This is a genomic window from Paenibacillus sp. PvR098, from assembly GCF_017833255.1.
Taxonomy (GTDB): domain Bacteria; phylum Bacillota; class Bacilli; order Paenibacillales; family NBRC-103111; genus Paenibacillus_G.
Genome location: NZ_JAFIBU010000001.1, coordinates 1699694 through 1712275 on the forward strand (window position 1 = coordinate 1699694; position 12582 = coordinate 1712275).

Annotated in this window: 14 protein-coding genes, 1 other RNA gene and 1 pseudogene; 8 read left to right on the forward strand and 8 right to left on the reverse strand. The window is 48.2% G+C overall.

Going from position 1 to position 12582, the window contains the following annotated elements; translation table 11 throughout:
- The first annotated feature begins 16 nt into the window (after positions 1 to 16).
- Entirely contained in the window at positions 17 to 520 is a 504-nt protein-coding gene (tpx, locus tag JOE45_RS08475) for a thiol peroxidase (RefSeq protein WP_210020611.1), read from the forward strand.
- Positions 521 to 625: 105 nt separating this feature from the next.
- Here tpx and JOE45_RS08480 read toward each other — a convergent pair whose 3' ends face one another.
- Together JOE45_RS08480 and JOE45_RS08485 are read right to left on the reverse strand one after the other, a co-directional pair.
- Entirely contained in the window at positions 626 to 1015 is a 390-nt protein-coding gene (locus JOE45_RS08480) for a DUF1499 domain-containing protein (RefSeq protein ID WP_210020610.1), read from the reverse strand.
- Between the two features lie 106 nt (positions 1016 to 1121).
- On the reverse strand, positions 1122 to 2315 hold the full coding sequence (locus JOE45_RS08485) for an ROK family transcriptional regulator (RefSeq protein ID WP_210020609.1): 1194 nt from the start codon (positions 2313 to 2315) through the stop codon (positions 1122 to 1124).
- A 192-nt stretch (positions 2316 to 2507) separates the two neighbouring features.
- Here JOE45_RS08485 and JOE45_RS08490 point away from each other — a divergent pair, with 192 nt between their 5' ends.
- Positions 2508 to 2906, forward strand: a complete 399-nt coding sequence (locus JOE45_RS08490; protein ID WP_245246804.1) for an FGGY family carbohydrate kinase — start codon at positions 2508 to 2510, stop codon at positions 2904 to 2906.
- A 48-nt stretch (positions 2907 to 2954) separates the two neighbouring features.
- Here the strand turns inward: JOE45_RS08490 and fsa are convergent, their stop codons facing one another.
- The 4 genes from fsa to cshA form a co-directional block, all read right to left on the reverse strand.
- Positions 2955 to 3611, reverse strand: coding sequence for a fructose-6-phosphate aldolase (gene fsa / locus JOE45_RS08495; protein WP_210020608.1), 657 nt, complete (start codon positions 3609 to 3611; stop codon positions 2955 to 2957).
- A 50-nt stretch (positions 3612 to 3661) separates the two neighbouring features.
- Positions 3662 to 3842, reverse strand: a non-coding RNA gene (gene ssrS, locus JOE45_RS08500) — 6S RNA.
- A gap of 134 nt (positions 3843 to 3976) precedes the next feature.
- Entirely contained in the window at positions 3977 to 4762 is a 786-nt protein-coding gene (locus JOE45_RS08505; RefSeq protein ID WP_210020607.1) for a YesL family protein, read from the reverse strand.
- 171 nt (positions 4763 to 4933) lie between these two features.
- Positions 4934 to 6502: a degradosome RNA helicase CshA gene (gene cshA / locus JOE45_RS08510; protein ID WP_210020606.1), complete on the reverse strand. Its 1569-nt coding sequence runs from the start codon at positions 6500 to 6502 to the stop codon at positions 4934 to 4936.
- 276 nt (positions 6503 to 6778) lie between these two features.
- Here cshA and JOE45_RS08515 point away from each other — a divergent pair, with 276 nt between their 5' ends.
- The 5 genes from JOE45_RS08515 (at position 6779) to tatA (ending at position 9689) form a co-directional block, all read left to right on the forward strand.
- A complete protein-coding gene (locus JOE45_RS08515) occupies positions 6779 to 7312 on the forward strand; it encodes a DUF4178 domain-containing protein (protein WP_210020605.1) in 534 nt (177 codons plus the stop codon).
- A gap of 50 nt (positions 7313 to 7362) precedes the next feature.
- Positions 7363 to 8052, forward strand: coding sequence for a DUF4247 domain-containing protein (locus JOE45_RS08520; protein ID WP_210020604.1), 690 nt, complete (start codon positions 7363 to 7365; stop codon positions 8050 to 8052).
- 97 nt (positions 8053 to 8149) lie between these two features.
- Complete coding sequence (locus JOE45_RS08525) at positions 8150 to 8980, forward strand: YitT family protein (RefSeq protein WP_210020603.1); 831 nt, start codon at positions 8150 to 8152, stop codon at positions 8978 to 8980.
- Positions 8981 to 9157: 177 nt separating this feature from the next.
- A complete protein-coding gene (locus JOE45_RS08530; RefSeq protein WP_210020602.1) occupies positions 9158 to 9352 on the forward strand; it encodes a hypothetical protein in 195 nt (64 codons plus the stop codon).
- A 112-nt stretch (positions 9353 to 9464) separates the two neighbouring features.
- Positions 9465 to 9689: a twin-arginine translocase TatA/TatE family subunit gene (tatA, locus tag JOE45_RS08535; protein WP_210020601.1), complete on the forward strand. Its 225-nt coding sequence runs from the start codon at positions 9465 to 9467 to the stop codon at positions 9687 to 9689.
- On the opposite strand, the gene JOE45_RS08540 is transcribed toward tatA, so the two are convergent.
- The gene (locus tag JOE45_RS08540) at positions 9686 to 10843 is read right to left on the reverse strand and encodes an MFS transporter (RefSeq protein ID WP_210020600.1); all 1158 of its coding nucleotides are present in this window, start codon (positions 10841 to 10843) and stop codon (positions 9686 to 9688) included. The two genes, tatA and JOE45_RS08540, sit on opposite strands and share 4 nt — an antisense overlap.
- Before the next feature lie 157 nt (positions 10844 to 11000).
- Here JOE45_RS08540 and JOE45_RS08545 point away from each other — a divergent pair.
- A pseudogene (locus JOE45_RS08545) lies at positions 11001 to 11779 on the forward strand (putative glycoside hydrolase).
- A 57-nt stretch (positions 11780 to 11836) separates the two neighbouring features.
- Here the strand turns inward: JOE45_RS08545 and JOE45_RS08550 are convergent.
- Complete coding sequence (locus tag JOE45_RS08550) at positions 11837 to 12541, reverse strand: uracil-DNA glycosylase (protein WP_210020599.1); 705 nt, start codon at positions 12539 to 12541, stop codon at positions 11837 to 11839.
- Between the last annotated feature and the right edge of the window lie 41 nt (positions 12542 to 12582).

The following is a 12582-nucleotide window of genomic DNA, read 5'->3' on the forward strand; positions in this document are numbered from 1 at the left end:
GGAGGCCTATGTACATATGGCACAAGCGACACTGAAAGGCAACCCGATTACTTTGGTCGGAACGCAAGTCCAAGTTGGCGACAAAGCTCCTGACTTCACGGTTAACAAGAATCTGCTCGAAACTGCATCCCTCGCGGATTATGCAGGTAAAGTGAAGCTGATCAGCGTAGTGCCATCCCTTGACACCGGCGTTTGCGACGCGCAAACCCGCCGTTTTAACGAAGAAGCAACAAAGCTAGGCGATAACGTAGTAGTGCTTACGATCAGCGTAGACCTGCCGTTCGCCCAATCCCGCTGGTGCGGTGCTGCTGGTATCGACAAAGTGATTACTTTGTCCGATTACAAAGCCCACTCTTTCGGTAAAAGCTACGGCGTGTTGATCGATGAGCTTCGCCTGTTGATGAGATCCATCTTCGTGATTGATGCCAATGACACGATCCAATACGTGGAATATTTAAGCGAAATGACAGATCACCCGAACTACGATGCGGCAATCGAAGCCGTCAAAAAACTCGTTTAATGTAATAACGACGTTTCGTTATGAATATCGGAACACTCGGGTATTCATAACGAACCACAAAAAAACAGCGTGATGCCTAAACAGGCCTTCACGCTGTTTTCACGTTCAGTTGTTTATTTTATAAGCGGCTAGCCGCTTGTCGATATGATTATAAATATCGAGAATGGTGCGATAATTGGAGCCAAGGTCCCCCAAGGAGCCACGGGATGCCGAATAAATATCAACAGCGGTTTTAAGTGGGTTGATACCGAACAACGTCAGCGTGATATCCTGCGTTCGGCCAGTGATGGTTTTTCTCTCCACCACAATTTCCCCTACACTACGTACCTCATGAAGAAGCTTATACCCGTTTAGCTTTTTAAGCATGTTGATGATCTCATCCCAGGCCTGATCCATAGAGATTTTATAATAGCGGGTCTTTAAAGCCGGATCCTTCGCTTTTTCTCCTGTTGTCTCTTGGCTGCGAATGAGTCCGACTAAGGTTCGCTTTAACAAAGCATTCCCTCCTCAATGAAGTAACGATTACAATTAACACTATCTTTTATCATATCATTGTTTATCCGGAAGAGAAAGGGGGAAATTCACAATTCATACATATTTATTATCGCTTTTGCATAGCCGATCGAATGATGGAGGATGCGGCTCCAAGCGCGCAGCTGTCTTCGCCAAGCCGTGAATAACGGACTTGAGCCTGGAACGAACGGACATAAGAGAATCGCGATTCGAGTACTTCTTGAACGCATTCGTTCATCCATGAGCTGTACTCACTCATGGCGTTTCCTACAACGATCATCTGCGGATTGAGTGTATGCAACATATTCCCAATGCCAATGCCCAGGTATTCCCCAGCCTCACGGATGGCTGACAGGACCTCGGGATCCTTTTCCCTTAACCTGCCCAAAAGTCTTTCTGTAATCCCAGGCGCGTATTCCAGCGCTAGCTTATCCGCTACAGCCCGTTCGGACGCATACCTTTCCCAGCAGCCCCGATTGCCGCAGGGACAAGGCAAGCCGTTTGCTTCTATCGTTGTATGCCCAACCTCTCCGGCCAAGCCTCCGCTTCCGCGAAACAACTCCCCGCCCGATATAAACCCTGCCCCAATACCGCCGGAAATGCTTAAATAAAGCATATCCCCTGCGTTACTATCCGCTCCGGCCCCAAACTCATGCTCGCCTAGTGCTGCTAAATTTGCTTCATTGTCCAGGATCACCGGCAGGCCAAGCCGCGTTTCCAGCTCTTCCTTCCAGCTCAGCCCCTTCCAGCCGGTATGCGGCATAAATACAATGCGTCCAGAAGGATACTCCACAAAGCCATGAACGCCGATACCTGTACCGACGAGCCCTAAAGGCGTCTCGGGAAGCCCCCCTTTTTCCTGCTCTACAATAGCTACAATTTGCTGCAGCAGTTTGTATGGACTGGAAGATGAACGGCCAATGCCCGGTTGGGCATCATATGGAATGACCGACTTGCGCAATATCTTCCCCTGCATATCTGTTATGATCAGCAGAATATTCGTCATTCTCAGATCTAACCCGATCACGCATCCTGCATTGCTGTTCAGCTCAAGCATCATCGGCCTGCGCCCTCCGCTGGATTCCCCGATGCCAGTTTCCAGGACCCAATGCTCAGCAATCAATTCCTCCACTAGAGCCGATACGGTCGCTCTCGTCAATCTTGTTTTTTTGGCCAGATCCGCCCGTGAAAGCGGAGCTTGCCTTTGAATTAAATTGAGAAGTGTCGATTTGTTTAACGTCTTAAGAAAAGTACTATCCCCCGAAACCGGTCTTTGCTTCAAATCCAGTCACCTTCCGTGCCAAGTCGTATCGAACTATTGTAACTCAAGAACATATCATTTTCACCTGATGGTTTCTATATAAGCAGAACTTTATGAGCAGCTTACGAATATATAATAATATACTTTGTTTATCTAGTAAACAAAGAGCAGATGGTATGAGCAGCACCCTATTTCATAAATGAGGTGAGTATATTGAATTATTATTTAGGAATGGACCTCGCCGACGCCAGCGGTACGCTGCTGCTGGACGTTGCCGAGCGCCGCTGGTCGACAGATGTGCTTCATCGCCTTGACCTTCCTGAGGAATGGCTTCCTCCTCTTTATGAAAGCAATGTAGTGGCTGGGCATGTGCAGCCTGACGCCGCAGAGGCCAACGGCCTTGCCGCGGGAACCCCTGTGGTGGCAGGAGGTGGAGACGAGGCTTGCAGCGCGGTCGGCGTTGGTGTGGTGAAAAGCGGTATCGTACCCGTTGCACTGGGCAGCCTCAGCACTCAGCGCTACGATGAATACAATGAGATATATCGCTCTTTGTACGGTATACTGAAGAAAACTTTTCATGAGTTAACGGATTTGGCCGCACAACCGAAATAAACAAACCCGGCATCGAACGATGCCGGGTTTGTTTATTTCGTAGATGTATTAAAACGACGTTTGCTTGGCGCCTTCCCAATCTTTCAGGAACCGCTCAATTCCGGCATCCGTCAACGGGTGCTTGGCCATCTGCTGAATGATTTTAAAAGGCACTGTCGCAATGTCCGCACCAATAAGCGCAGCATCGATGACATGCGTTGTCGTACGAACGCTGGCTGTAATGATTTCGGAAGAGATGTTATGTACTTGAAATATTTGGCTGATCTCCTTAATCAAATTCATACCGACCTGATTGATATCATCCAGTCGTCCGACAAATGGAGATACATAAGTAGCCCCGGCTCGTGCGGCTAACAAGGCTTGTGGAGAGCTGAAGATGAGCGTTACGTTCGTTTTGATGCCAAGCTCGGTAAAACGCTTGGTTGCTTTCAAGCCCTCTTCCGTCATCGGCACTTTAACAACAATACTTTCGCCGAGCGCCGCAAGCTTCTTTCCCTGCTCTACCATTTCGTCCGCTTTAAGACTGATGACTTCTGCGCTGATTGGGAGATTTCCAACAATGGAAATAATTTCTTTAACCGTTTCAAAGAAATCTCTGCCTTCCTTGGCAATAAGCGTAGGATTCGTCGTTACACCGGCGATGACGCCGAGTTCATGAGCTTTACGGATCTCTTCCACATTCGCGGTATCAATAAACAGCTTCATCTCCAAACAATCCTCTCTATATTTGTTGTTACGCTTACATAAGCGCACAAAAAAAACCCGCAATGCCGTCCGATTTTCGTGTTTCAAACCCGCTCTCGCAGGTGGGTGTCCGCAGAATCGGTTTTGAAGTCCCTTTTCGAGGGCATGTCAGCCGCGATTCTATGTAGGTCTCCCTAGAAACAGTCATTGGTTCAAAACAACTGAAAACCAAAACGTACATCGCAGGATTTTGTTATAGTCTTATTATAGTCCACTTCAAGTAGAAAGTAAACCCGCAACGCTCTTATATTGATGGAAAAAGTGGGACTTTATGGCTCCACAAAGTTGATCTAGGAAAGGGCTACTATTTGGAATTCGCAGCAACCTTAACGCTTGCTTTCCTCTCCCTGGCCATCCTGCTTTTCTTCCGGATCTTGCTGTAGCGATTCGGCCTTTTCCGTCTCATTAGCGGCAAGCTCCTGCTGTTTCTCCTGCAGTTTCCCAAAAATCAGATTGAAATGCCAGAAGGACACAATGGCGATTAAGCTGCCCATGAAAAACGGTATCAAAAATGTGAACATCGTAAAGCTGACATACATAATGACGGTATTCAAAACAATCATAGAAAGCGAACGAACCGGATTACCGATCGTAATAAGAAGCGAATTTTTGACGATTTGCAGCAATTTCATGTGTAAATGCGTCAAAATCGAAAAGAAATGAAACATTGAAATAGACAGTATCACGGTAAGGGACAACACGAGAAAGCGTAAAACTCCAAAGATTCCGGTCTGATTGCCGTAAAACCGGAAGTTGGTGTACAGTATAACGCCAATCAGCATATAAATGAATCCACCAAGCATGCTTTGCAAGAAATTTTCTTTGTAACCACGGAAGAACGTTTTAAATAGCGGCGCATCCTCGTCACCTGTCAACCACTTCCGAGTTACCGTGAACATCGCTGCCGTAGATGGAAAAATCGTAAAGGGCGAAACAAGCGCCATGAGAAAAAGCGTTTGCACTAACTGATCGCTTGTCTGCGACTGCAGAAGCATAAGTCCGAATAAGAAGAACGGTATCGCGCATATCACCCACAGAACGTTAATAACCGAAAGACGCATGATCCATTCGGAGATACGGTAAAATCCGCCCATAATTCCGCGAAATTCCAATACAATACCCTCCTTCATAATACAAGAACTATTATAGCTTAATTTTTGTTCTCTAGGTAGTCATCTAATTCCATTGCTTCAATTGACGTAAGAAAGGTATGCTCCATGGAGTATGGGATGAATAAGAAAAAAAGCAAGCACGCAGTTTGCAGGCGCGCTTGCTTTTTAACATTATACCAAAGTTCCTTCGTTCGACCGATTGGAAGGGCGAGAATACCCGCTTTTTTGGTCACGACCTTCCGAACGTCCACGATTTTCACGGGAGCCGCCGCCATCGCGATAGCTTCCGCCTTCACGACGTCCACGTCCATTCCGGTCGCGATCGTAAGGTCTGTCGTTCCGACGGGCACCGCCAGCTGTTCCGTAAGGACCTGCCGGTTTGCGGCCGCTGCTACGCACATCTGGTCTTCTCTTCTTGGCGCGAAGCGGATCTTCCGGAGTCAGCTCAATGTTGACATCCTTCTTCTCTCCGGTCAACAGCTTTAACGCTGCTGCGAGCAAATGTACAGAGTCATGCTGCTCCAGGAGGGAAATCGCAAGGCCTTTGTATTCGTTGTGCTCTTCCTGCTGCAAAACTTCAAGCACGCGCTCTGCCGTCAACTTTTGCTTACCTTCGATCGCCTCAGCCAAACTTGGCACTGGCTTGCGGGTAATGCGGTGACGTGTAATCTTCTCAATGAAGTACAGGTGGTCGATCTCACGCGGAGTGACGAACGTGTAAGCAACGCCTTCCTTGCCCGCACGTCCGGTACGGCCGATACGGTGTACGTAGCTTTCCGGATCCTGCGGCAGGTCAAAGTTGATAACATGCGTCACGCCGGATACGTCCAAGCCCCGAGCTGCTACATCCGTTGCGACCAGAACGTCGATGCTGCCATCACGGAACTTACGCATAACATTGTCACGCTGGTTTTGGGACAAGTCGCCATGAAGTCCTTCAGCCGTATATCCGCGCTTTTGCAGTGCTTCGGAGAGCTCGTCAACACGGCGCTTAGTGCGGCCGAAGATGATCGCGAGATCCGGTGCTTCCATATCAATCAAGCGGCAAAGCGCTTCGAATTTCTGACGCTCATGCACCTCGATGTACGCTTGTTCGATCAACGGTGCACTCACTTGCTTCGGAATAACCGAAACGTGCTCCGGGTTCTTAAGGAACTGATCAGCTAGCTTACGGATATTAGTCGGCATTGTCGCGGAGAACAGCATAGTGTTGCGCTCTTCCGGAACCATTTTGAGGATGGCTTGGATGTCATCCATGAAGCCCATATCAAGCATTTCATCCGCTTCGTCCAAAACAACTGTTTGTACGTCGTCCAATCTAATGGTTTTACGATTGATATGATCAAGCAATCGTCCCGGCGTACCGATGATGATTTGCGGCTTTTTACGAAGTGCACGGATTTGCTTTACGATATCTTGACCGCCGTAAATTGGAAGCGAGCGAATCCCTTTGAAGCGTCCCAGCTTCTCGATTTCTTCCGCTACTTGGATCGCGAGCTCACGGGTTGGGCACATGATGAGCGCTACGATACGGTCTTCCTTCACATCAATTTTGTTCACGAGCGGAATACCGAATGCCGCGGTTTTTCCTGTTCCCGTTTGAGCTTGGCCAATCAGATCGCGGCCCTCCATTGCTACTGGAATGGCTTGCTCTTGGATCGGTGTCGACTCCTCAAAGCCCATTTCCGTAATGGCACGCAGCACCTTTGGCTCTAAGCCGAATTCACTAAATGTTTTCAAAAATTTCATTCTCCTTTTTACTAGGGTTTCCATATTTGTCTATACCCTTAAGTGCGACTCCTATCTTTATCTTATTTATCTCTTCATGAAACACTTTCCAAGCGTGTCAGAAATGAACAGTTAACGCCGTACTTAAGAATATCTTTAGTATTATACCACATTCGGTAACGATATTCCATATAACTTCAAATTGAAACCCAAAAACCTCAAACAGCGTATATAATAGGTGTATTGAAGTTGGCCTGCCTGTGAAACTGCAAAAGGAGCGAAACACCCATGTCCATATGGAAAAGAGTAGGTTCGATCATAAAAAGCAGCAAGCAAATGCCTGAAGCGAAACCGTCCAACCCTTTTGAGGATACCCAAGTGGGGGACATTGTAAACGTAGATTTGGAGGAATATATTGTTTCCGGTAAAGCCGTCTATTTTGACAGAGGATTTCCGCCGCACCGGTTCGCTTATTATTTACAAAACGGAAAGCATATTTCCTGTCTACTTGTGGAAAAAGGCAGAACGTACGAATGCTTTATCTGCGAATTTGTGGAGGGCTCACTCGACGATCCGAACGACGTTCCTACCCAGCTTGACATTGGCGGCAAATCTGTCTTCGAATTGGAGCATCAGCGCAGCGATACGGTGAGAACCGAAGGTAACACGGATTTCCGGGCAAACGATCAAGTCTTGTTCTGGCGTTATTTCGGCACAGAGAATCGTTATTTTTTCCTCCAATGGCAGGACGGTAAATACGTTGCTATGGAAGGAATGCCTACTCCGGGCAGCCAAATTCAATTCTTAAAAGGTTCTAAGTAACCGAGCGGCTGCTTAGTGGTAAAGCATTACGCGGGAGGTGACGCAGCATCATGCACAGAATGGTTAAATGGCTTGCCATCGTACTGGTATTCGCATTACTGGCCGGTTGCGGAGACGCGAGCAATTATATAAAAGAAAACTATTCCTTAATCGATGTCCAGGGCCAAGGAAAGGACACATCTAAAATTTACTCTGTCTTTGGTAAAGATGTTCCTACCGTCGCCAAAGAGCTGGCCGAGAATGAACCCCCCTCTGAAATAAGCAAAGAGGCTGAAGACCAAATGTTCTTGGTTTATGATAACAAGATCATTAACGTCCAGAAAGATCCGGAGAGCGAGAACTCCACGCTGGTGCAGCTGGATTCGATCGAATATGCGAAGGATCATTATGATTCCTCCTTCCTTCAAGGCTATGTAACCGCTACCCTGCTGCAATCGTTGTTTGGCGGCGGATGGTCAGGAGGCGGAGGCAATTATAGAGGCTACACTTCTACCAAAAGATATGAAGATTACGGCAAACATCAGAGTGCTCCGGCGCCTTCCCATACGGCAACTCCTGTGCCTTCGTCAACTGAGCGTAAAGGAACCTTTACAACATCACCGTCGAGTTCGTCGGCTTCCAAAAGCAGCGGTCAGTCCATAAGACGCAATGACGGTTCGACGAAGAATTATAAAGCTCCCCGAAGCATCGGATCCAAACCGAGCACAAGCAAGCGCTCCGGTTCCTTCAAGCGAAGATAGTGCTTAATAACCGGTACAAGGAACAAGCCTTTCGTCCATGACGGAAGGTTTGTTCCTTTTTTGGGATATACTATGAAGAACCGAAGGAGGTGCGCTCATGCCTTTTTTCCAACGTTCTCTTATGGGCTCCGTACTCATATGTGTATTGGGCTCTGCCTTGATCGCAGCCAGCTTTAATCTGTTCTTAATCCCGCATCAGCTGCTAAGCGGCGGTGTGTCAGGGATTTCAATGATCGTAGGCTATTTTACGGGGCTCCCTATCTCCCTCCTGTTTTTTGTTTTTAATTTGCCTATGCTCATTTGGGGTCTGCTCTCCATCGGCCGCAAATATATCATCCTTAGCGTAATCTCAGTCATCCTGACCACTTGGTTCATGAATATCATTCCGGTTGCGGAGGTCAGCAGTGATTTAATCATGTCGTCGGTCACCGGAGGTGTTCTTGTTGGCATGGGTTCGGGATTGTCCATGTGGGCAGGCGGATCTACTGGCGGCTTCGATATTTTGGGTTCTATCCTGACGCGCAAACGTGATTTTCCCCTGGGAACCTTTTTGTTCGGGCTGAACGGCTTGGTCATCTTGGCTCTTGGTTACTTCAAGAACGACTGGGATCTTGCTCTTTATTCCATGCTGTCGATATTTATCACCGGAAAAATGATCGACACGATTCATATCCGCCATCTAAAGGTAACCGTGTTCATCGTAACCCGCAAAAAGGATCTGCTGCTGAAAAAAATGAAAAAGCTCCAGAGAGGCGTTACCGTGATCAATACCGAGGGGTCATATACAAATGACCCTCAGCATATGCTTATGACGGTCACGTCCCGTTATGAATTGTACGATCTTCAAAGCCTGATCCGGCAGTGGGATCCTCAAGCATTCGTCAACATTACGGAAACGGTGAGTGTAATGGGGCTTTTCCGGCGCTAACCACCGGGTTATCCATGCTTGCAGAAAATACGCAAATACAGTGTACATGAACCGAGATTTTTGGTTCTTATTATGTTATAATGTAAAAGTAATTTCATATCTTTTTCCCCGGCTTTACCTGTATTGCTCGTAAGTCGCTCTTGATCTCTTCAACACTAGATGATGACGGGAAGGGTGATGCTTGTGGAAACAGTAAAGTTGGCGACCATTGTTAGGAAATTAATGCCCGAATTGTATCCTACCTTAAAGCAACACGAGCTCGAATCGGAGATTGTCTTACGCAATGGTCTGGCCGCTCTTGTAGCGGAGGATGCAGTGGAAATTATTCAATACAGCATTTCGGAACATCAAAAAGACGCCTATCTTCATTGAGATAGGCGTTTTCTAAATTCAAACCTGTACAAAATTTCGTAATAATTGCATATTATTGTTTGCTTCAATCCGTGATATGATCATGCTATGAAAATCCGGAGGTGTTTATCAAATGGGCGCTTTGTCCCCCATGCATATTCTTTTGATTGCTCTTGTTGCTCTGCTCCTGTTCGGACCGAACAAGCTTCCTGAGCTCGGGCGCGGTTTCGGCCGCATGTTTCGAGAATTTAAAGACGCTACGAACGGAAACGAAGGGAACGCAAATGAGGTCCCGCGCGATATGAATCCCGCAAAAAAAGAGTTGGCCCCATCTAACGAAAAACCATCTGCCCACTAGGCCAGATGGTTTTTTTTGTGTTGATATACATGAGTGCCCAGCAGTAAAACCGCGGCTATACAAGTCATTCCTGCTCCAAAAATATACATGTAGGCCCCGCCCCATTCGTCCTTGATCCAACCACCGATGAATCCCCCGGTGATACCGGACAACCCGAGAAAGACCATGGACAGCATGGATTGTCCTGTAGACTGCAGCTCCTGAGGAACAAGCCGAGCAACATATTGTACCGCTACAATCCAGAACACAGCAAAGGTAATCGAGTGCGTCGCCTGAAGGAACATTAGCGTGAACGGATCCGTAATCCAGCCATAGGCCAGCCAACGTACCGTATAGAGCACCGCCACAATCCCCAGGAGCGCCAGCTCATGAAACCTGTGCATATACCGGCCGAGCAGCGCAAAGGTCGGGATTTCACTGGCCGCAGCGAAGGCCCATGCCCAACCGGCCATCGTATTCGTAGCGCCCAGATCTTTAAGATAAAGCACGAACATAACGTCGTTCATCCGGTGCGGAATGGTAAGCAGGAACACGAGCAGCAGAAACCAAAGAAAATGGACGTTTCGAAACAAGCTCGTGAAGGAACGGAGCGACACCCGCGGTGCAGCGCTTCGTTCATCCTTCAAAAAGAGCAGCAGCAGCAAAGGCAGCAGCCATATGCTCCAGTACAGGTAAGGAATGTTTTGAAGACCCCCGAGCGCCTGCAGGATGAATCCGCTTGAGACGGCCAGCAGGGTGAACCCGACGGAGCCCCACAATCGGATCGAGCCATAGCTGACCCCCGCTTGTACCGCCGATTTGATGGATATCGTATCGAGCAGCGGAGTCGACGAAAGCATGAAAAAGTAGAGCAGCAGCATAAACAACAAAGCGAAAGAATAGCTGGTCGTCGTAAAAATCCCTATGCTGGACAGTACCGTCATCCCCCAAAGACCGAAGATGATCAGCTTCAACGTCTGATAGCGGTCACTCAAGTAGCCCCACATCGGTTGGGCGAAGATCGTCACGAACGGCCCGATCATCATCAGCAGTCCGATTTGTGATGATGAGTAGCCCCTGCCCTCGAAGTAAATGGGCAAAAAGGGCATAAGCACTGCGCTTGTCGCATAGTATGAAAAATTAAGTCCCCGCAGTGTCCAAAGTTGTTCCTTCATCCAATATCGATCCTCTTTACTTTATATTTACGCGGGATGATCCTACCCATCGACAAAATGCGTCAAAACTCTCTATCGGACAACCGGCTATCCTATTATAATATCAGAATAGACCCTAGGTATATAGATAGAATAACTGCCAAGGAGAGACTAGAAAATGGAACTTATATTGGCTGCATTCCTACTCGCCTGGGGTGGGGTTAGCGCCGAGCATCCGAATGTCACCTTCGAGCAGATGGCGCAAGCATCCCTGGATTCGAAAAATGCCTCAGCACGGCAAGCGCTGCCAAGCGGCAGCCCCGAAGACCGATTAAAGCCAGTAAACATGCAGGACCCTCAGCAAGACGCTCCAAAGATAAAAGGCGTCTATGCCACCGCTCACAGCGCCGGCGGTTCCCGGATGAATACATTGCTGGAGCTCATGGACATACAGAGCTGAACTCGCTCGTTATCGACGTGAAGGACGATTGGGGCTATATCACATACGATACCGGTAACCCGGAATTACTGGCCATGGACACAACCAAAAAGATCATTCGCCCATGCCCCAACTGATGAATGCGCTTACGGAGCACGAAATTTATCCGATTGCACGCATCGTGATTTTTAAAGATACGGTATTAGCCAATAAACGGCCTGATCTTTCATTCGTTCATCAAGACGGATCCGTCTGGGGAAACAGCAAACATACCCCGGAAAGCTTCGTCAATCCTTATAAAAAGGAATACGCTGAAAAAGCTGGAGCCACTTCAGGAATGGAAGCCGGTCGTGCGGCCCTGGATTCAGGATTTCACCGCGGCCTGGATTCCCGGTCATATCCGGTACGGGTAGACGGAAATCGAGGAACAAATCCGCGCGCTCAAGGACCACGGCATTGAAGAGTTTCTTCTATGGAATGCCGTGAACACATACACCCCTGGCGTTATTTACGAATAGCACCATGAGACCCGATACCGGATTTACCAGCGTCGGGCCTTCTTGTCTCATCGAAGGCTACCCGCTGGCTGCCCCGCTCCTCATTCCGATATTCGGAATTTGCCAATCGATGGGCGGGTTTCCGATGCTTTGAAGAAAAGCATTGGCGCTTGAAAACGGTCTGCTCCCAAAAAAACCTCGGTGTGCAGATAATGGACTCGGATGTACAGAGCGAAGAATGCAGTGGCGACCTTCTGTGATCAGCTCCATTTTTTTCTGGGCATGGCTTCCCCACAAAATAAATACCACCGGCTCCTCCCTCTGGTTTAGAAGGCGAATGACCCGGTCTGTAAAGGACTCCCAGCCTTTTCCTTTATGCGAATTCGCCTCTCCTGCCCGTACGGTCAGCACCGTGTTAAGCAGCAGCACCCCCTGCTCCGCCCAGCGAACCAAATAACCGTTATCCGGGATCGTGTAGCCCAGATCGCTTTTTAGTTCCTTAAACATATTCTGAAGAGACGGAGGCGCAGGCATGCCGGGCTTGACGGAGAAGCTAAGCCCATGAGCCTGTCCTGGGCCGTGGTAAGGATCTTGTCCCAAAATGACGACCTTCGTATCTGCGTAGGATGTATAATGAAGCGCATTAAAAATATCATGCATAATCGGATACACCGTATGCAAGCCATATTCCTGCTTTAAAAACTGCTCCAGCCCGATAAAGTAGGCCTCCTGAAATTCCTCGCCGAGCAAGTCTGCCCAATCGTTTTTCAGTATTGCGCCCATATAGGCACGCCCTCCTTTATACCCTATTCCTTTACTTGACT